The organism is Anabaena subtropica FACHB-260 (assembly GCF_014697105.1).
GTDB classification, from domain to species: Bacteria; Cyanobacteriota; Cyanobacteriia; order Cyanobacteriales; family Nostocaceae; genus Trichormus; species Trichormus subtropicus.
This window is the reverse complement of the sequence record NZ_JACJRF010000056.1, coordinates 1-19,026: the sequence shown is the minus strand read 5'-3', so window position 1 is coordinate 19,026 and position 19,026 is coordinate 1. Positions and strand designations below refer to the sequence as shown.

The following is a 19,026-nucleotide window of genomic DNA, read 5'->3' as shown; positions in this document are numbered from 1 at the left end:
TTCAAAATTAAGAAAGCCAGACATAACAAGGCTTTGGTTATGGGTATCTGTCGCCTTCTTTTTTCAAAGTGGTATTACATAGTTAATTATGGAGAAGCCAGAAAATTTATCATAAGGCATAGAAAAGTGGTCAATTTTCCATGCCTTATGCCCAAATTTCCTTACTGAACTTTTTTCTTAGACCGTCGCATAATTACACTAGCACTGACTGTGCCTAGAACTAACAATCCTGTCGTTGATGCTGGTTCGGGAACAGATTTTGTTTGTAGATAAGAGAAAACTTCACCAGGCCCAAAAGGCAAATTATCAAAACTGGGGTTGAGGGAAACTAAAACATTGGCAGGTAAATTAGGAATAGTGCGGGTTTGTCCTTGAGTACTTCCAGGATCAGAAGTTGTATCAACTTCCAGATACAAGGGAATTTCTAATGAAAAATTTGGTTCACTCAGGTTAATAGCAGAGACTAAATCCCAAGCTGGGTTTGGGTCATTGTTACTTTGAATGATTGTTAAAGCAAAGTCTAAAAATTCCGCAGCTATTTCACTTTCAGGTGTTGCAGTTGTTAGCCAAGCTTGTTGGTCTGCACGAGAAAAGGCAATTTGGTTTGTAGCATCAAGGGGAGTTAATTGGATTTTTAATCCTTGTTGTCCTGCTGTAAACACTTCTTGGGCAGCTACAGGATCAATCCAGATGTTAAATTCAGCCACACTGTTGGTAGAAAATGGAGGTTCTGGAAGGACAGGGAGATTTCCTGGTACGAAAACTGCGCCTCCCATAATTTCGATGACAGCAATATTGTTGATAATGGTGGGGTCAAGTCGTAGGGCTTCAGCAATATTGGTCAAGGGGCCTGTAGCCAAAATTGCCACAGGTTCGGATGACTGCTTTACAGTCTCCACAATTAGTTCTGCGGCTGCTCTGGTGACTACAGATGGCGCTGTGTCAGGTAGTTGGACAAAGGGAAACCAAAACGTATCCGCACCAAAACGGATGAGTTCGGGAAAGGTATTTTTTCCTACCAAAGGCGTGGATCTACCGATACCGATGGGGATACCAGAAACATTTAGTCTACCTAGCATTCGTTCTAGGTTATTCACAAAACTTTCTGGGCGGGCGATACCTTGAGCGATGGTAATTGCTTGAATATCAAATTTAGGATTGGCTAACATATAAGCCAATGCTGTCATTCCGTCTTGACTACCGTCATCATCGAAAATTAGAGGGGTTGGTTTGAGAGATGCTGCCAGTGCAGATTGACTACAAACAACTGCTGGTATTGATATTAGGAGTGCAGCCTTAGAGACGTGTTTCAGCAGATGACTAATGTTTATCATGTTATTGTTAGGTTTTTAAGCCAATATCTAGTGGTCTATCAAGTTAGTTTTGACGGGAACTTTTAAGCACTAAAGTGCTTACTACAAACTCAATGAGACAGTCTACTAGTTTAATGTGAGAAAAAATACTGCTATTTAATTAGACACTGAGAAAATAATATCTCCAATTTATGCGGTAAATACATAACTTGTTTTCATAAACTATACTAAATAATTACTTAATTTTTTCTTAAATGAAGTGACTAGATGTAACACGAAATATATAGTAATACAGTCAAGAGCGTCGGTAAAATGTCAATATTGTTGAGTACCCTAGAGAAGTTGTGAACGTCTACGATGGGACGAGCTTATAGCTGAACGACTTATGATTGAAGTTGAACATCTCAGTAAAACCTACGGTTCCACCCCAGCAATTACGGATGTGACTTTTAGTGTCGAACCTGGGGAAATTGTAGGGTTTTTGGGGCCGAATGGCGCAGGGAAAACAACAACTATGCGAATTTTGGCGGGTTACTTACCTGCAAGTGGTGGGAGTGCCAAAATTGCGGGCTTTGATGTCCATGAAAATTCTTTGGCGGTGCGTCAACGCATTGGTTATTTACCAGAAACACCACCCTTGTATCCAGATATGACGGTGGAGGGGTTTTTGCATTTTGTGGCGCGGATTAAAGGTGTTTCCTCAGGCGATCGCATTCCCAAGGTAAATGCAGCCATCAAGCGTTGTAACCTAGAAGATAGGCGCAAAGTAATTATTCGCAAATTATCTAAAGGATATCGTCAAAGAGTTGGTATTGCTCAGGCGATCGTCCATGACCCACCAGCAATTATTTTAGATGAACCGACGGTGGGACTCGACCCCAGGCAAATCATCGATGTGCGGAATTTAATTAAAAGTTTGGCGGGAACACACACAGTAATTCTCTCTACCCACATTTTGCCAGAGGTAAGCATGACTTGTAGTCGTGTCGCCATCATCAATCGCGGTAAAGTAGTCGCCACTAATACACCCGAAAAATTGATGACACAGTTGACAGGTGGCTCAGGCTATGAATTAGAAGTTGAAGGAGAATTAGCCCTAGCCAAGCAGGTGTTACAAAAAGTCCCTGGTGTCAGTTTGGTAGAATCTATTCCTGGTCATCATCTCCCCAGAGATAATCGTGCATATCTGCGGGTAATCTCACAACCAGGAAGCGAAGCAGGACGAGATATTGCCACAACTTTAATCAGTGCTGGATTTGGTTTGCATGAAATGCGCCGCATCAGCGCTACCCTAGAGGATGTCTTCTTGCAACTAACTACAGAAGAAAAGAATTTAGCCCCTATTGATGAATCAGCAAGTAACGAAGGAGAAGCAGCGTAAATGGGTATAGTACTGAGTAATATTATTGCCATTTATCGCCGAGAATTACAGAGTTATTTTGTCTCACCCTTAGCTTATGCGATCGCCTCTGTATTTTGGTTCATTGCCGGGTTATTCTTGGTGATGATTTTGCTGGGACCAACTGGTATTTTAGTATCCGTTGCATCTTTAGATTTACAAGGACAACAACTAGGAGTACCAATTCCCCCAATTGATGTTCCAGCCGAATTTATCCAAGCATTTTTAGACCGTTTGGGTTGGCTGTTATTATTTATACTACCTGTTTTGTCGATGGGATTGTACACCGAAGAGCGCAAACGTGGCACATTGGAACTTTTAGCCACCTCACCAGTCACTAATTGGGCAGTAGCCGTTGGTAAATTATTAGGTGTGGTGACATTTTTTATTACCCTAGTCCTACCTTTGCTAATATTTGAAGCGATCGCTATTAGTAGTTCCGATCCACCAATGCCAGCTACAATACCCCTACTCGGTCATTTGGGACTAATCTTACTAGCAGCCGCCATTTTATCCTTAGGAATGTTCATTTCCTCCTTAACCGACAGCACCATCTTGTCTGCTGTCCTCACCTTCGCCCTAGTTTTATTGCTGTTATTTGTTGATTTAATTGCTAAAAGTATCGGCGGCCCCATAGGAGAAGCGATTGGGCATTTGTCTCTACTTAAACATTACAACACCTTCATTCAAGGCATCTTCGACACCAGCGCCTTAATATTATTTGCCAGTTACATATTTTTGGGTATCTTTCTCACAGCTCAATCAATTGATGCACTAAGATTTCAGCGTAATTAGTCCATAGTCCATAGTCCGTAGTCCAAACATTTATGACTATTGACTGTTGACCGTTGACTGTTGACTATTGACTCTTAACATGAAGACTATTCAACAAAAACAACTTTGGAAATATCTGTTTTGGTTAGGCCCTTTTTTGCTCGTTGCGGGTTTAACATCTGGTTTAGTGTCGGGAACCTGGGGAACAATTACCTTAACACTGCTAGTTACAGGAATTGTCATCATCGGGTTATGGTTATTGTGGCAAAGCCAACGTAGTCACTGGTGGAACCGACGTTCTACCCAAGCTGGTACTAACGCCTTTGTGGCAACTTTGGCAGTTGTAGTTATTTTGGGACTGATAAACTTTTTAAGTATTCGCTACCAAGTACGGGCTGATTTAACAGAAACCCAGTTATTTACCCTATCACCCCAATCACAGCAATTGGTGCAAAATCTCCAACAACCTGTGAAACTTTGGATATTTGATGTCACACAAAATCCCCAAGACCGACAACTTTTAGAAAATTATCGCCGCAAAAGTACTAACTTTCAGTTTGAGTATATTAATCCTCAAAGTAGACCAGGCCTAGCAGAGAGATTTGGCGTTAAAGATTATGGAGAGGTTTATCTAGAATCTGGTGACAGACGGCAATTAGTGCAATCCCTCAATGTGAATGAACGTCTATCAGAAGTTAGGTTAACCAATCGCCTACAACAAATTATTAGCGATCGCACTGCCAAAGTCTACTTTCTTCAAGGTCATGGCGAACACCCAATTACTGATGGTGAAGGCGCAATCTCACAAGCAGTCCAAGCATTAGGTGATAAAAATTATAATTCCTCACCTTTAAATCTAGTAGAAAATCCCCAAGTGCCTAATGATGCGGATGTTATAGTCCTAGCAGGCCCCAAGCGCGGATTATTTGACGCTGAAGTCAAAGCATTACAAGATTATCTCAATCGTGGTGGTAACGCACTACTCATGATTGATCCCAGCACCAACCCCAACCTCAACAGCTTACTGCAAGAATGGGGTGTACGCTTAGATGATCGTTTAGCAGTTGATGTCTCTGGAACCGGCGCACAACTCGGCCCGGCTGCACCCATAGTTACAGATTACGGACAACACCCAATTACCAAAGAATTTGGTAACGGTATTTCCTTTTATCGCCTAGCCAGACCTCTAGAAATTATTCCAGTACTCGGTGTAGAGTCTACCCCACTACTAAAAACTAAAGCATACCCCGATAGTTGGGCAGAAAGCGACCTGCAAAACGAAAATTTGGAGTTTAATCCCGAAAAAGACCTAAAAGGCCCTTTAACCTTGGGTGTGGCTTTAACTAGGAAATTACCAATCCCAACTCAACCAACTCCTCAGGCAAGTCCTACACCATCCCCCACTGCATCCCCAACAACCACAAAGTCCCCAAGTCCTACACCATCACCCACTGCATCCCCAACAACCACAACGTCCGCAAGTCCTACTCCTAATGCTGAAGTGACACCTGGTGGAACCGAACAAAAGCCTGAACAACCAGCCACCGAATCACGGCTAGTAGTGATAGGAAATTCAGATTTCGTCACCAACAACATATTTCAACAACAATTAAATGGGGATGTCTTCCTTAACTCAGTCACCTGGCTAAGTCAGCAGGACGAGCAAATCCTTTCGATTCGTCCTAAAGAAGCAAAAAATAGACGAATTATTTTATCTACCTCACAAGCCAATCTTTTAACATTGTCTTCTTTGTTAGTTCTACCATTACTAGGCTTAGTAGCCGCCGCCGCCATCTGGTGGAAGCGCAGATGAGGTGAAAGTTGACGGTTGACTATTGACTATTGACTAAAAAATGAAATTACCACGCACGACTTTAATTTTGGTATTGCTAGCTCTGGGGTTGGGTGGTTTTGTTTATTTTTATGAAATTCGAGGCGCAACCCAGAGAGAAGAAGTTAAGGAGAATCAGCAGCAAATATTCTCTTTTGCAGAAGATGATGTGCAGTTTATAACTGTAACAACTCAAAAACTGACACTGAATTTGGAACGTAACTCCCAGTCTAATAACCCTAAATGGTTGCTCAAATCTCCTGTATCGGAACCTGGGAATGACGCTATAGTCAGTTATTTAATGGATTTATTGGTTAAGGGGAGGAGCATTAACACTCTACCAACCCCAGTTAACCAAATAGCAGAATTTGGTTTAGACCAACCCCAAGCTACCATCAAGATTAACCTGAAAAATCAAAAAACCCATCAGTTGATTTTGGGTAAGCCTGACTTTAATCGTCGTTTTGTATATGCTCAAGCTGACCCTAGCACTCAACCAAATGGCAATGTAAATGTGCTATTAGTATCTACAGATTTTGAAAATGCCGTAAATCGAGAACTATCTGAGTGGAAACAACCTGTAGCCTTAGATGAAGTTGAGCCACTATCTACACCAGATACACCCCAACCCACTCCCACCAATAGCCAATAAGCAAATATACAGATAAAATTCAAAATCTCAGCCAATCTATGAACTTAGATTGCCAACTCTCGCCCTACAGTAAATCTGTCAGGGTGATTGTATTTTTATCACTATATTCACCTGTTCTTACCATGATACATCCGACTGCAACTTTACTAATTTCTTGTCCCGACCAACGAGGATTAGTAGCCAAAATCGCTAACTTCATCTATGCCAATGGTGGTAATATCATCCATGCAGACCAGCATACAGATTTTGCTGCGGGTTTATTCCTCACTCGTATAGAATGGCAGTTAGAGGGATTCAATTTGCCGCGCGATATAATTGGGGCTGCATTTAATGCCATTGCCCAACCTCTCGGTGCTAAATGGGAGTTACATTTTTCTGATACTATCCCGCGTCTTGCCATTTGGGTAAGTCGCCAAGACCATTGTCTTTATGATTTAATTTGGCGACAGCGCGCCAAAGAAATGGCGGCTGAAATTCCCTTAATTATCAGTAATCATCCTCATTTAAAAGTAGTAGCAGACCAATTTGGTATCGACTTTCACCACATTCCTATTAATAAAGATAACAAAGCTGAACAGGAAGCAAAACATCTAGAATTACTGCAACAATACCAAATTGATTTGGTTGTGTTGGCAAAATATATGCAAATTGTTAGTTCAGACTTTATTAGTAAATTCCCGCAAATCATTAATATTCATCACTCATTCTTACCAGCTTTTGTAGGTGCAAATCCTTACCATAGAGCCTTTGAACGTGGAGTGAAGGTCATTGGTGCAACAGCTCACTATGCTACTCCTGAATTAGATGCTGGGCCCATTATTGAGCAAGATGTGTTCAGGGTAAGCCACCGCGATGAAGTTGAAGATTTAATTAGAAAAGGTAAAGACTTGGAACGAGTTGTGTTAGCCAGAGCAGTCCGTTTACATCTCCAAAATCGGGTGTTAGTTTACGGGAATCGTACTGTAGTTTTTGAGTGAAGGTTGGGGAGTGATGAGTGTTGAATTAGGATTTCTTCCTCTGCTCCCTACCTGGGAATTGAGTAATTCAAGGCTCAGGATGGAATGGCATTAAGAAAACATGAAACCCTTGCTATGTCTGGGTGTGGGGGTGTAAGAGTGTATGAGAAAATCATAAGCCTTGTGACTCATGGCTTTGCCGAAATCTTAGTGCCATGCGCTCAGGATGCTTGTATTTTTTTCCCATTAGGCTTTTGCTTGATGAATTGGTGCTAAAGGACAAATTTGCAATCCTACAGGAGTATTTAACACAGCAACTTCTACACCTAAAACCTCAGCTAAATTTTTTGGTGTGAGAACATTTTCTGGTTCTCCTAAGGCAAAAATATTACCTTGGTAAAGTAGAGCAATTCGAGAACTATACCTAGCGGCTAAATTGATTTCATGTAAAACAGTTAAAATCGTGATTCCTGGCCTTTGATTCAGATTCCTTAACAGTTCTAATAATTCTAATTGATAGCGAATATCTAAATAAGTCGTGGGTTCATCTAATAATAATATTTGCGGATTTTGTGCTAAAGCTAGTGCTAAAAAAGCTCTTTGTCTTTCACCACCGGAAAGTTGTTCTACTAAACGTTCCTGATAGTTTTCCATCTGGGTTAAGTGCAAAGCTTCTAACACCTTTTCTCTATCTTCTGCATTTAAATCCCATTGCCACCAAGGTTGGTGTGGGGTGCGTCCTAAAGATACCAACTGCCGGACTGTTAAACCTGGAGGAATGGTTTGCTGTTGAGGTAATAAGGCTAATTTTTGAGCGACAACTGCGGCGGGTTGAGTATGAATTTCTTTCCCATCTAATAATACAGTTCCTGTTTGGGGAACCAATAAACGACTCATGAGTTTTAGTAGAGTAGATTTGCCGGAACCATTCGCACCTACTAAACTCAACCATTCTCCTTTTTCAATAGCTAAAGATATATTCTTAACTACAGGTTTATTTGTATATCCACCTGTTAAGTTTTGCGTTTCTAGAGGCATATTAAAATTTCAAATTTCAAATTCCGCTTTTACGACGATAAAGCAACCAAATAAATAAGGGTGAACCTAACAATGCGGTTACGGAACCCACAGGAAGTTCTACAGCACCTAAACGGGAAAGTAAGTCTGCAATGGTCATGACTAATGCGCCTCCCAATGCACTGAGTGGTAAAACGACGCGATAATCTGTACCTACAAGTAACCGAATACCATGCGGTACTATTAAACCAACAAAACCAATCAAGCCGCCAATACTGACAGCACCTGCGGCTAATAGTGTAGCAACTCCCCCAATCAAAATGCGCGATCGCCCAAGGGAAACTCCCAAACTAACTGCTAATTCGTCCCCCAGATTTAACAAGTTCACTGATCGCGCTAACAAACATCCTAATACCAATGCCACACTAATATAAGAGCCGGCTGTGGTAATTTCTGTCCATCCCCGGCCATTTAAACTGCCAATCAGCCAATTTAAAGCAGCTTGTATCCGTCCATCCTCTGTTAACAGGAGTAATACAGATTGTATGGAACCGAACATGGCGCTGACTGCTACGCCACCCAAAATCAGCCGTTCCACAGAAATACTATCCCCAGTCCTAGCTAAGAAATAGACAATGATTGTTGTCAATACTCCCCCAATCCACGCCGCTAAGGGAATCCAAGCCACGAATACCCCTAAACTAAACATGGCAATTGCTACCAAGCCTGCACCCGCAGAAATCCCTAGTAAAAATGGGTCGGCGAGTCCGTTACGTAGCATTCCCTGAAGCAAGGAACCAGACATTCCCAAGGCTGCACCCACCAAAATCGCCGCCACAGTTCTCGGTAAGCGCAAATCCCACAGAATAGTTTGATACAGTGGCTCTCCCTGTCGCCAAATCGCTAGCCAGAATTGTTCTGATGTCATGGCGACAGCACCAAAAGAAAGGGAAGCTGCTACCGTCAAAACGAGAACAACAACTAAAAATAAAGTGGCTAGAAATATCCGTGCTTCGTTTCTAGAAGCAGCGCTAACATTTTTGAACATTTTTTGCTGTCGCTGCTTTAGGTTCATGTATTAATCTTGATTGCTGGGGATAGACGCTATAGAAATATAGTGATGTGGGATGCCTAAGGTGCAAGAATGAGAATAATTTTAATCGAATACAAAGGTCAATAGACGGACTGTCATACAACTCCTGCTATCAATATTATCTCTCCTCAATAGCGATCACCAAAAGTTCCATCATGTACTACAGTCAAGGAAAAATATGCTAGTCCCTGGGGTAGAGGACTTGGATGATAAGCATTGTATTGACGTAGAACAAAAGCAACCTCAGTAACATTGTTTGGCTTTGGCATAATCACTATTGCTTTGTAATTTTTTCATGAACTATTAGTTACTGAGGATGTGTCAACTACCAATAGTGTGTTTTTGTTTTTAAAACTTTGATGTTTTCATTACTAATTACTGAAGAGCATATCTGTCAAATTATAGTATAAAAGTATTACTTAATACAGGAAAGTACATATTAGTTGCTGAATTTGCCATGATTACTGAAAAATTTTTATGAGGAATTTAAAATTGACTTAAGCAATTTCCGACGAAAGTTGATACCTTGTTAAAAGGAGAAAATTACTGACAAACATCATTCTGAAATTCATGGATTCTTCATCAATTACCTCTTTACTTGAAGACTTGAGAAATCCTGATGCTTTAATACGGGAACAAGCAACAAAAAAACTTTGGCGGATTTGGTTTCAACAAAAGGGAATGTATGGGTTGGAAAAAATTGATCAGAGTCAGAAATTACTAGATGCTGGGGAAATTACTGAAGCTGAGGTAATGCTCACAGGATTAATTCAAGAACAACCAGACTTTGCAGAAGCTTGGAATCGCCGTGCTTTTCTCTACTACAGCATGGGGGAGTATCAAAAATCTCTGGCTGACTGTCAGATGGTCATTCAAATTAATCCAGTACATTTTGGCGCACTTCACGGTATTGGTTTATGTTATGCAGCACTGGGTAAGTATGCTAAAGCTATCAAAGCTTTTAAACGTGCCTTAGAAATCCAGCCATACTCTTTAGTAAATCAAAAATTAATTTTAGAATGTACTTTCAGACTCAGCTAAAACCTGCTTGAGGAGAATTCAATATTCCTGAAATAGAGACATTCTATTGTTCTATGTATCCATCGCCACCTACATTATCATCTATTCGTCGCTTTAGTCGCCGTCGATTTATTCAATATAGTTCTGTTTGTATTGGTAGCAGTATGATTGCTGCTTGTGCCAATAGTAATCAAGCATCAACCTCTAACTCACAGTTAGATAAAATTACTTTTGGGACAAACTGGTTAGCCCAAGCAGAACACGGGGGATTTTATCAGGCGATCGCTACAGGAATTTACAAAGACCACGGATTAGATGTCACAATTAGAATGGGTGGGCCGCAAGTACCTAGTGGTACTCAACTGTTAGTAGGTGGTGCAGTAGACTTTTTTATGGGTTATGGCATTGATGCTATCAACGCCGTAGCGCAGGGAATACCCAAAATTACAGTAGCAGCAATCTTCCAAAAAGACCCGCAATGTATTCTTACCCATCCCAACCCAGCAATTAAAACTCTAGCCGACCTCAAAGGTAAACCAATTTATATCTCTGCGGCTGCTAATGTCACGTTTTGGCCTTTATTGAAAACTAAGTATGGTTTTACGGACGAACAGAAGCGTCCTTATAATTTCAACCCTGCTCCCTTTTTAACTGACAAAACCTCTGCACAGCAAGGGTATATCACATCTGAACCCTTCGCTATAGAAAAGCAAGGCGGTTTTAAGCCACAGGTATTTTTATTAGCCAATTATGGTTACCCAACCTATGCTACTACCATTGAAACTAAGAAAGAACTAGTAGAAAAGAATCCCGATTTAGTCCAGAGATTTGTTGATGCTTCCATTAAAGGTTGGTACAGTTACTTGGAAAATCCCCAACCAGCTCATCAACTAATTCAAAAAGATAATCCCGAAATGACCAATGAACAACTCACCTACGGTCTGCAAAAACTCAAAGAATATGGGATTATTCTGTCTGGGACAGCTAAAGTCCAAGGAATTGGCTCAATGAGTGCAGAAAAATGGCGATCGCTCTTTGAGAGTATGGTTAATGTAGGGCTTTATCAACCCAATGTTAACTATAAGGATGCTTATACCTTGCAATTTGTCAATAAAGGCTTAGAGTATTACCAGAAAAAGCTCAAATAAAAACCCCTGGTTGCGCCAGGGGTAAGGGTTTCGCTGAGATAAGTAATTGATACTACAATTTGTCCCAAGCTGTTTCCTGATAATTACGAGAAATAATCCCCTTTGAGCAAATGACGTACAGCCTCCTCAATATCTTGTTCTTTCATTAAACACTCTCCGACTATCACTGCATCTGCACCAGCTTTAGCTAATAGAGATAAATCAGCGTGTGTATATAATCCAGATTCGCTGACCACGGTGATACCCAAGTTTTGCAGATGCGATCGCCTGGCTGTTAATAAGTTTTGCGTAGTGCTGATATCAGTTGTAAAATTTTGTAGGTTTTGGTTATTAATTTCGATGAGACGGATGTCGTCTAGTTTGAGTATCCGGTCTAGTTCAGCCAAGGTGTGAACTGCTACTAAGGCATTCATTCCCAAATAATGAATTATCCGTAAAAAGTCTTGTATTTCTCTGTCTGTAAGAATGGCGGCAATTAATAGTACCGCATCTGCTCCGGCGGCTCGTGCTAAATAAATCTGGCAGGGGTCAATAATAAAATCTTTGCATAATATAGGCAATGTCATCCGTTGACGGATAGCACGGAGAATTTCAAAACTGCCTTGATAAAACGAGGTATCTGTCACTATTGATAAACAGGCTGCGCCACCCCGTTGATAAGCTTTGGCGATCGCCACTGGATCGAAGTCTGCACGGATTATACCATGATTGGGTGATGCTTTTTGAATTTCGGCAATCAGGCTAGGTTGGTAAGAATTTTGCTGTAAGGCTGTCAAGAAATCTCGCACGGTTGGCGCAGCAGTTAATTGGCGTTGTAAAGAAGCCAATGACATCTGTTGATGTATTTGTGCAACTTCTTGCTTTTTCTGCCACACAATCTCTCTGAGAATGGGTTGCAAACGGTTAGTATTAATGGCGCTGGGATACATCATAACCTGCTACAAATCTGGAGATGGGGTAATGAAGAAAGGATATAAGGGTGAATGTCACGAAGAAAAGGTGAAACCCTTGCCAAGGTTGGGTGTAGGGGACAGAGGTGATTTGTAACTATGTAATGGTCGTTTTTAATTCTTTCCCTTACACCCTCACACCCAGCCAGATTAAGGATTTGCACTTTACAACCGTGTCATTCGATATAAGGGTATAGGAGGAGGTGTAGAAGCCATTATTCCCTATGTTCTTATACTCAATCTCCATGAATAAGCTGTGCTGTTGTCGGGAATTTTTCATGATTTCCCGACAACAAGGATTCAAGTATTCAACCCAACCGAATTATTTTTGAAAGATATATTTCCTCTGCTCTTATCCTTTCGGATAGAGCGTGGATTAATTAGGTTGATTGTATTCCTACATTTTTACTTTGAATACAGATTCGTTTCAAATTAAAACCTGTTGATTATCATTTCTGCTTTCCTGATTTTTCCCACCTAGACAGTTATTTTTGAGTAATCGAATATAAGTCCGGTATGGTATGTAATCTATAGGGTTGTAACCAGAGTAGCGCAGAAGTAAAACGCAGGCCCAAGAATACTTTCCAGCAATAATTGATTTAACAATTTGATCTACTTGTTCATTATTGATTTTCTTAACATTCTGTGAATTGTAAATGTCTTGCTGATGCATAGCTTTCCCTGATGAGTCTATTTGATGATTTCAAAATTTGAAAATTGAATTTATTACAAGATGCAAATTACTTAGTGTATTGAAATGGCATAGTGGCTCGTTTGGGTGCGAACTGTCCAAGTATGGCTCAAGCATTAAATCCCAGTCTGATTAACCCTGTTTTACCTTTGGCGATGGCGTTCTGCTTGCCTCCTGAAGGGTGTCACCCCTCACTTAACAATCAAACCAATTTCACTATTTCAACAAGAAGAGTTTGACACTACAGCACAGGAGAAATATGACAAAACATTTTCTAGAGAAGGCTTTGCAAATGGTCAATCGCAGACTAGACAGAAGTTGAGTGTGATGACCTACGGTCAGTCTAAGACTATTGCCATTTTTGAAAATAGGGGTGAATTTAACCAGTCGGCATTTTTATCTGCTTTATAAATATCTAGCTAAATCAACCCCTAAAAAATGAACCGTTTTGCAGAAGTAACTTCTTTGCTAAGATTACTCAATCTTTGGCAGTAGATATATGATCAATCTTTTGATAGACATATCTCTTTTTTCTTTCTTGAAATTTGCTGTCTTTTTTTTAACTCTATTATTTAATATCTAGATATTGTGTAATGGAACCGAAATATACCATATTTCAGTAAACCAATATGAAAAGTTTTGTGTTTTTTAGAATAATTAGTGATTACTACGTTGTATCTAAATGTCTATTAATTAAACTTATATGGATTAAATATTTTCATGTATAACGAATTATATTGTAAGTATTATGATTCACTCTAGTAATAATTATTCATTTCTTTTTGGCACTAACAATCCGAAACATAAATATTTTTATGTGCGAGAATCTGAACTTGCTATATTCTTTGCATTCTTATATAAATTGAATGAATAATGTATATCTGGCGATAGTGGTTAGTTAAGCAGTTTAAGATTAATTCTTAATTACAGCGATAAAGTATACAAAAGCTTGATCAGCATTGGCTGACTATTGCTGAGGATAGATGATTGTCTATCAATGGAAATGGCTCATTTTGAGCAACTAGCAGTCTGTTAAAAAGGTCTTATCAGTTGATTAACATGATTATTCATGTACACTACAATCTTTATACTCACACCTAAATAAACCTTATTTGGCAAATTTTGTATATTTGAATACAAAGTAACTTAATATTTTATATATCTTTTGAGAGATAACTGATAAATACTCAGACGGATGATTGGAAATAAAGGTACTCCTCCTGGCAGATGACTCAGCCTATTATTTTGTAGTTAAATCCCATATAAAGTAAACAATAAAAATTAAGCTTACGGGTTATAAATCACTTTTTTAAAGCCAATATACATACAAAGTTAAAATATTGTAAATGTTCTGTTTATTCGTTGCCACTTATTAATATAAATAATACTCTAGGATTAATACTTAATTTTTGAATATGAGTAGCAGAGCCACTGCCGAAAGAATTGACCAGTTTAAAGCAAGTTGTATTCGGCAATACCCACTCTAAAGATACTGAGATTGCTACAACAATCAAATCGGCTTCTTATATTTGTTAATTTATAGAATGTGGAATGAAAAAATAAGGTTTAGGCACTGATTCAATGTATTTATTCAATTTTGATTATCTGATAAAGAACTATTTTAGATATATGTGTTAAGCGAGTAAAAGGAGCCAATAACAAGATGAATACTGGCAAGCATAATTTACTTAAATCTACTTTTTTGGTTGTATTATTAAGACAATTTAATTTTAAACTTAAAAGCTTTTTGGGCAATTAGCTGGGATTTGCTCCCTTTGGATTAGGGATAATGACTCGGCTTCCAACTGATAACTGAAGTGACCACCAATCTTAGTGATAAAAAAATGATAAACGAATCATCAAAAACAATTCTTGTGATTGAAGATGATACCGATACTCGCAATCTTTTTTTAGCGGTTCTTGAAGCTAAAGGTTTTGATAGTATAGCTGCTGAAAACGGCGTTATGGGTATTGAAAAGGCACAAAAATATTTACCAGACTTAATTATCTGCGATATTATGATGCCTGATATGGATGGTTATAACGTTTTAAATGCACTACGCCAAGATCCTCTGACAGCGATTATTCCCTTCATTTTTCTGACTGGAAACAATGATCAAACCGCTCTTCGCAAAGGTATGGAGTTGGGAGCAGATGATTATATTACTAAACCGTCTACTATAGAAGAAATACTCAAAGCGATCGCTATCCGATTAGAAAAGCAAGCTCTCCTCAGATATTTGTATGCGACTAAATCTCACCAACTTACCGAAGCGCTAGCTGTAGACTCTGAGTCAATTTTTCCCTCTGTTCCCCATCTTCAAGAGGTTTTTGATTATATTGAAGCTCATTATCATCAAGGAATTACTTTATCCAATGTGGCTGTTGCGGTTGGTTATTCACCCGCTTACCTAACCAGTAGAGTTGCTAGAGAAACGGGAGATACTGTTAACGGTTGGATTTTCCAGCGGCGAATGGCCGCAGCGCGTCCTTTACTAAGGAATACTAATAAAACTATCGAACAGATTGCGACGGCGTTGGGTTATCAAAATGCTTGTCATTTCTCTCGTCAGTTCCGCCAACATCACGGTCTACCTCCCAAAGCTTGGAGAAAAAAGCAACAATTTCTCCAGTCTGCTAAAAACATGAAGCTACAAATAAATAGCACTTGTCCTCAATCAGAACGATGCTTAATGCTGAGTCGGAGTTAATTGCTTTTAGGTTTTCTCAACTGCTGCACTAACAGTTGTACTGCTAAAGCCAATAAACCAATTGTCACTATAGCAAATATCCCCGTTCCCAAAGCTACTATACCAACTACCAAGGTACGCACGGCAGATGTCAAACTGATGACTAACTGGTTATCAGAATGGATCGGTTTTTTGGCAAAAGTGGTGGCGATCGCTATCATTAATGAATATAAAGCATATCCCAGTCCGCCGGACATTACTGCTCCAGTTATACAGCGTAACGGCGTGGGTGGAACTTCTCCTGATGTATCTGTTTGTTGAGTTTGGTTGTTCATAATTTAGTCAATAGTCATTAGTTTTCTTTGCCTGCTCCCTGCTCCCTAGCTGTACTCCTAATTCCCTATTTCCCAGCAACTTGAATTCCATGTGTAATTGTGCGAGTTACAAATAATTCTAAATCTTCGTTGGGAATTATTTGTCTGACTTGCTGCTGAATTTGTTCTGCTTGTGATTGAGATGCACACAGAGCAAATACTGACGGGCCGGAACCAGACATCATGGTTCCGATAACTCCTGGTTGAGATGCAAACACTTCTTTTAGTTGCAACACTTGGGGATAGGATGGCAATACTACTTTTTCTAAATCATTGTGCATTGTTTTAGCGATCGCTACAGCATCTTTTGCCAAAATAGCCTTAACGACTGGTGCTGAATGCACTGCGGCTGCACGGGAGGCTAGGTCATTGGTATCTCTAAGATAAGTACTACCATATTCTTGGCGATAGGTTTTATATGCCCAGGCGGTGGAAACTTCCAAGCTGCGATATTTGCCCAACACTATATATATATGATCTAAAGTGGGGAGGGGAGAAAGTTGCTCTCCTCGACCTGTGGCGATGACTGTACCACCAGCCACACAAAATGGGATATCGGAACCAAGAATAGATCCTAATTCTTCTATTTCTGTCTGGGTTAGTCCTAAGTTCCAGAGTAAATCTATCCCTACTAACACGGCTGCGGCGTTAGTTGAACCTCCAGCTAACCCAGCCGCTACGGGAATATGTTTGTTGAGGGTAATATCTACACCCCCATATTTAGCCAAGGCTTGCGGAAATTTTGTCGCCATGAGTTCGGCGGCGCGATATACCAAATTACTTTTATCTGTGGGAACTTGTGGGTGATTGCAATGAACGCGGATAGTTTCATCGCTGATGGAATGTATTTCAATCTCGTCGGCTAAGTCGATACTTTGCAATATCATCACTAACTCATGATAACCATCTGGTCTGTCGCCGATGATTTCCAGAGACAAGTTAATTTTGGCGGGAGCAATTAATTTGTAGGAACGCATTTTTACAAGAGGAGTGGGAAGTGGGGAGTAGAAGAGAATAAATTTTGATTATGGACTATCCACTCCCAACAAGTTTACTAACTCTACCCATTGCTGAGTGCTGATGTCTTCAGCTCTGGCTTGGGGGTTTATATCTAATTGTTCCAGTAATTGGGTCAGGCGATCGCGCTCTACTACTGATTGCAAATTATTCCGTAGCATTTTGCGTTTCGCACCAAATCCTAACTTTACCAAATTCTCCAGTCTTTTTGGGTCATTAGCAGGAATTTCTATCTGTCGAGGACGCAACCGCACAACTGCGGAATCTACTTTTGGTGGTGGATGAAATGCACTGGCGGGGACATGACAAATTAATTCACACTCAGCTAAATACTGCACCCTTACTGATAAGGCTCCAAATGTGCGTGACCCTGGTTTAGCATATAATCTTTCTGCTACTTCTTTTTGAATGAGTAATACTATCGAGTCAAATGGTTCGAGGTTGGGATTAGCGATAGTTCCCAAAACTTTTTCTATTATCGGCCCTGTGATGTTGTAAGGAATGTTCGCTACAACTTTATTTAACTTCTGAAATTGAGGAAATTCTAGTAAGTTTGTAGCTAAATCTAGTGTGAGAAAATCTCCTTGTAATAATAGAAAATTTTCTTTTTGTCCTAGTTGTTTCACTAACAATTTACATAAATCGCGGTCAATTTCTACTGCTAGTAGGGCTTCTACCAATGGTAGTAAACGCCGAGTCAGAATACCTGTACCGGGGCCAATTTCTAATATGCGATCATTTGTACTACACTCGGCTGCTTTGACAATTGCGTCGAGTACCTTATCACTTTTGAGCCAATGTTGAGCAAAGAGCTTGCGCGGTCGTACCATTATTTTTCCTTACTATATCTAAATCTCAGCTTTTTACAAAAAATTCATTTCTTACTTTTTGCTTACTTTTGAATGTAAATTTTTAAGGCTTATTATTGCTTTTATTTTGACTTTATACATTTTATATGATATAGCTAATTTACCGTAATAGCATTATATCTGTGCTATCGTGTTAGTTATAATAGTATCCTTCAAAGACCAAGGTACTGAAGATATTTTTGATGGCAACGATTCAAAAGAAGCTCGAAAAACTTGCCCTATTAAACTGTGGAATATTGCTCAAAGAAAACTAGACCAACGAAGACTTGAACACGATATTAAAACTTACACACAAATAATAAAATAATGGAAGCGATCGCCTACTGTGAACGGAAAACCATAGCTAATCATCTATCCTACTAAAATATTTTTCACCAGTGATCGCCAATTAATCATCATTGTACCTCTTTGCGTCTCTGCGCCTCTGCGTGAGATGATCACCCTTATACATATATTTATATTTATGCAAAAATACTAAAAAACACCTAACCTAGTATGCCAGACACAGCACCAGACAGCATTTGGATAGTCACCGACGAAACGCCGCAAATTTCCATACCAGACGGTACAAAAGGTGCGATTAATAATACCCGCAGTTGGGGAGAAGAAGTTAGGGAAACCATCCCTAGTAAAACTGTAGGCGATGCAGTGAAGGTGAGCGCCCAAACACTAGAGCAGAACATGACCAACTTTCTGCAAGTAGTAGGACGCTTATTTAGCCGCGCAGAACAGCAAGCCAACAGCAACCCTGGGTTACAGTTAGAAGAAATTGAGTTATCAGTAGAAATTAGCGGCGAAGGTGAAGTCAAGTTAATTGGTAACGGCGCGAAAGCAGGTGGTAAAGGTGCAATTAAACTGACATTTAGGCGACAAGAACCAAAGTGACATGGCTAAAAATTGGGCGATCGCGATCGGCGTTAACCAGTATGATTACTTACAACCGCTAAACTATGCCAAGCGGGATGCCCCGACTCAACAAAAATCTCCCTTAGCTTGGGTTGAAACCATGCAAACCATACTTTTAAGCGTTGTGTGGGCAATCATAGGACGAATTGAAAAGCCCTCTTTAGGGTTAATTAACCGGAAAACACGCCAAGTCGAAATCTATCGTCAAGGAAAATCCTTATACCAATTTAATATGAAGCTGCATAGAAAAGAGCTTCTAAAATAAAGTTATAAGAGGAGATAGACATTACCTGCTCAAATGTTAATTGCTCGAATAGTTGTTGTAT

Annotated in this window: 19 protein-coding genes; 10 read left to right on the top strand and 9 right to left on the bottom strand. The window is 39.8% G+C overall.

Annotated features, from left to right (window positions below; genetic code table 11):
• Positions 1–161: 161 nt before the first annotated feature.
• Positions 162–1,334 carry a nucleoside hydrolase gene (locus H6G18_RS22005; RefSeq protein WP_190409228.1) on the bottom strand — a complete coding sequence of 391 codons (1,173 nt, stop codon included), beginning with the start codon at positions 1,332–1,334 and terminating at the stop codon, positions 162–164.
• Between the two features lie 364 nt (positions 1,335–1,698).
• Here H6G18_RS22005 and H6G18_RS22000 point away from each other — a divergent pair, with 364 nt between their 5' ends.
• The 5 genes from H6G18_RS22000 (at position 1,699) to purU (ending at position 6,946) form a co-directional block, all read left to right on the top strand.
• Entirely contained in the window at positions 1,699–2,694 is a 996-nt protein-coding gene (locus H6G18_RS22000) for an ABC transporter ATP-binding protein (RefSeq protein ID WP_190409227.1), read from the top strand.
• Positions 2,695–3,507 carry an ABC transporter permease gene (locus H6G18_RS21995; RefSeq protein ID WP_190409226.1) on the top strand — a complete coding sequence of 271 codons (813 nt, stop codon included), beginning with the start codon at positions 2,695–2,697 and terminating at the stop codon, positions 3,505–3,507.
• 79 nt (positions 3,508–3,586) lie between these two features.
• On the top strand, positions 3,587–5,299 hold the full coding sequence (locus tag H6G18_RS21990; protein ID WP_190409225.1) for a GldG family protein: 1,713 nt from the start codon (positions 3,587–3,589) through the stop codon (positions 5,297–5,299).
• Between the two features lie 40 nt (positions 5,300–5,339).
• Positions 5,340–5,969 (top strand): DUF4340 domain-containing protein, encoded by a 630-nt coding sequence (locus H6G18_RS21985; protein ID WP_190409224.1) that lies wholly within the window; start codon positions 5,340–5,342, stop codon positions 5,967–5,969.
• Between the two features lie 122 nt (positions 5,970–6,091).
• Entirely contained in the window at positions 6,092–6,946 is an 855-nt protein-coding gene (gene purU / locus H6G18_RS21980; RefSeq protein WP_190409223.1) for a formyltetrahydrofolate deformylase, read from the top strand.
• A 225-nt stretch (positions 6,947–7,171) separates the two neighbouring features.
• Here purU and H6G18_RS21975 read toward each other — a convergent pair whose 3' ends face one another.
• The 3 genes from H6G18_RS21975 to H6G18_RS21965 all read right to left on the bottom strand — a co-directional run bounded on the left by H6G18_RS21975 (position 7,172) and on the right by H6G18_RS21965 (position 9,304).
• Positions 7,172–7,963 (bottom strand): ABC transporter ATP-binding protein, encoded by a 792-nt coding sequence (locus H6G18_RS21975; protein ID WP_190409222.1) that lies wholly within the window; start codon positions 7,961–7,963, stop codon positions 7,172–7,174.
• Between the two features lie 16 nt (positions 7,964–7,979).
• Positions 7,980–9,017 (bottom strand): FecCD family ABC transporter permease, encoded by a 1,038-nt coding sequence (locus tag H6G18_RS21970; protein ID WP_190409221.1) that lies wholly within the window; start codon positions 9,015–9,017, stop codon positions 7,980–7,982.
• Positions 9,018–9,163: 146 nt separating this feature from the next.
• Positions 9,164–9,304: a hypothetical protein gene (locus tag H6G18_RS21965; protein ID WP_190409220.1), complete on the bottom strand. Its 141-nt coding sequence runs from the start codon at positions 9,302–9,304 to the stop codon at positions 9,164–9,166.
• Between the two features lie 301 nt (positions 9,305–9,605).
• On the opposite strand from H6G18_RS21965, the gene H6G18_RS21960 reads away from it, so the two are divergent.
• Positions 9,606–10,076, top strand: coding sequence for a tetratricopeptide repeat protein (locus tag H6G18_RS21960; RefSeq protein WP_190409219.1), 471 nt, complete (start codon positions 9,606–9,608; stop codon positions 10,074–10,076).
• 53 nt (positions 10,077–10,129) lie between these two features.
• Entirely contained in the window at positions 10,130–11,203 is a 1,074-nt protein-coding gene (locus tag H6G18_RS21955) for an ABC transporter substrate-binding protein (protein WP_190409218.1), read from the top strand.
• An 83-nt stretch (positions 11,204–11,286) separates the two neighbouring features.
• Here the strand turns inward: H6G18_RS21955 and trpC are convergent, their stop codons facing one another.
• Both trpC and H6G18_RS21945 read right to left on the bottom strand, forming a co-directional pair.
• On the bottom strand, positions 11,287–12,135 hold the full coding sequence (trpC, locus tag H6G18_RS21950) for an indole-3-glycerol phosphate synthase TrpC (RefSeq protein WP_190409217.1): 849 nt from the start codon (positions 12,133–12,135) through the stop codon (positions 11,287–11,289).
• Positions 12,136–12,580: 445 nt separating this feature from the next.
• Positions 12,581–12,826 (bottom strand): HetP family heterocyst commitment protein, encoded by a 246-nt coding sequence (locus H6G18_RS21945; RefSeq protein WP_190409216.1) that lies wholly within the window; start codon positions 12,824–12,826, stop codon positions 12,581–12,583.
• A 1,862-nt stretch (positions 12,827–14,688) separates the two neighbouring features.
• On the opposite strand from H6G18_RS21945, the gene H6G18_RS21940 reads away from it, so the two are divergent.
• The gene (locus H6G18_RS21940) at positions 14,689–15,555 is read left to right on the top strand and encodes a response regulator transcription factor (RefSeq protein ID WP_190409215.1); all 867 of its coding nucleotides are present in this window, start codon (positions 14,689–14,691) and stop codon (positions 15,553–15,555) included.
• Here H6G18_RS21940 and H6G18_RS21935 read toward each other — a convergent pair.
• From H6G18_RS21935 to rsmA, 3 genes are all read right to left on the bottom strand, one after another.
• Positions 15,552–15,869, bottom strand: a complete 318-nt coding sequence (locus H6G18_RS21935; protein ID WP_190409214.1) for a DUF3082 domain-containing protein — start codon at positions 15,867–15,869, stop codon at positions 15,552–15,554. The two genes, H6G18_RS21940 and H6G18_RS21935, sit on opposite strands and share 4 nt — an antisense overlap.
• Positions 15,870–15,934: 65 nt before the next feature.
• Entirely contained in the window at positions 15,935–16,885 is a 951-nt protein-coding gene (gene ispE, locus H6G18_RS21930; protein WP_190409213.1) for a 4-(cytidine 5'-diphospho)-2-C-methyl-D-erythritol kinase, read from the bottom strand.
• A gap of 48 nt (positions 16,886–16,933) precedes the next feature.
• On the bottom strand, positions 16,934–17,755 hold the full coding sequence (gene rsmA, locus H6G18_RS21925; RefSeq protein WP_190409212.1) for a 16S rRNA (adenine(1518)-N(6)/adenine(1519)-N(6))-dimethyltransferase RsmA: 822 nt from the start codon (positions 17,753–17,755) through the stop codon (positions 16,934–16,936).
• A gap of 534 nt (positions 17,756–18,289) precedes the next feature.
• On the opposite strand from rsmA, the gene H6G18_RS21920 reads away from it, so the two are divergent.
• Entirely contained in the window at positions 18,290–18,679 is a 390-nt protein-coding gene (locus H6G18_RS21920) for a Pepco domain-containing protein (protein WP_190409211.1), read from the top strand.
• Between the two features lies 1 nt (position 18,680).
• Positions 18,681–18,965 carry a hypothetical protein gene (locus H6G18_RS21915; protein WP_190409238.1) on the top strand — a complete coding sequence of 95 codons (285 nt, stop codon included), beginning with the start codon at positions 18,681–18,683 and terminating at the stop codon, positions 18,963–18,965.
• The last annotated feature ends 61 nt before the right edge of the window (positions 18,966–19,026 follow it).

Coding starts and splice junctions, on each gene's coding strand:
- H6G18_RS21960 (WP_190409219.1), top strand. CDS start 9,606: ATGGATTCTTCATCAATTACCTCTTTACTTGAAGACTTGAGAAATCCT.
- rsmA (WP_190409212.1), bottom strand. CDS start 17,755: ATGGTACGACCGCGCAAGCTCTTTGCTCAACATTGGCTCAAAAGTGAT.
- H6G18_RS21940 (WP_190409215.1), top strand. CDS start 14,689: ATGATAAACGAATCATCAAAAACAATTCTTGTGATTGAAGATGATACC.
- ispE (WP_190409213.1), bottom strand. CDS start 16,885: ATGCGTTCCTACAAATTAATTGCTCCCGCCAAAATTAACTTGTCTCTG.
- H6G18_RS21955 (WP_190409218.1), top strand. CDS start 10,130: ATGTATCCATCGCCACCTACATTATCATCTATTCGTCGCTTTAGTCGC.
- H6G18_RS22005 (WP_190409228.1), bottom strand. CDS start 1,334: ATGATAAACATTAGTCATCTGCTGAAACACGTCTCTAAGGCTGCACTC.
- H6G18_RS21920 (WP_190409211.1), top strand. CDS start 18,290: ATGCCAGACACAGCACCAGACAGCATTTGGATAGTCACCGACGAAACG.
- H6G18_RS21935 (WP_190409214.1), bottom strand. CDS start 15,869: ATGAACAACCAAACTCAACAAACAGATACATCAGGAGAAGTTCCACCC.
- H6G18_RS21965 (WP_190409220.1), bottom strand. CDS start 9,304: ATGCCAAAGCCAAACAATGTTACTGAGGTTGCTTTTGTTCTACGTCAA.
- H6G18_RS21985 (WP_190409224.1), top strand. CDS start 5,340: ATGAAATTACCACGCACGACTTTAATTTTGGTATTGCTAGCTCTGGGG.
- H6G18_RS21970 (WP_190409221.1), bottom strand. CDS start 9,017: ATGAACCTAAAGCAGCGACAGCAAAAAATGTTCAAAAATGTTAGCGCT.
- H6G18_RS22000 (WP_190409227.1), top strand. CDS start 1,699: ATGATTGAAGTTGAACATCTCAGTAAAACCTACGGTTCCACCCCAGCA.
- trpC (WP_190409217.1), bottom strand. CDS start 12,135: ATGATGTATCCCAGCGCCATTAATACTAACCGTTTGCAACCCATTCTC.
- H6G18_RS21975 (WP_190409222.1), bottom strand. CDS start 7,963: ATGCCTCTAGAAACGCAAAACTTAACAGGTGGATATACAAATAAACCT.
- H6G18_RS21915 (WP_190409238.1), top strand. CDS start 18,681: ATGGCTAAAAATTGGGCGATCGCGATCGGCGTTAACCAGTATGATTAC.
- H6G18_RS21995 (WP_190409226.1), top strand. CDS start 2,695: ATGGGTATAGTACTGAGTAATATTATTGCCATTTATCGCCGAGAATTA.
- H6G18_RS21945 (WP_190409216.1), bottom strand. CDS start 12,826: ATGCATCAGCAAGACATTTACAATTCACAGAATGTTAAGAAAATCAAT.
- purU (WP_190409223.1), top strand. CDS start 6,092: ATGATACATCCGACTGCAACTTTACTAATTTCTTGTCCCGACCAACGA.
- H6G18_RS21990 (WP_190409225.1), top strand. CDS start 3,587: ATGAAGACTATTCAACAAAAACAACTTTGGAAATATCTGTTTTGGTTA.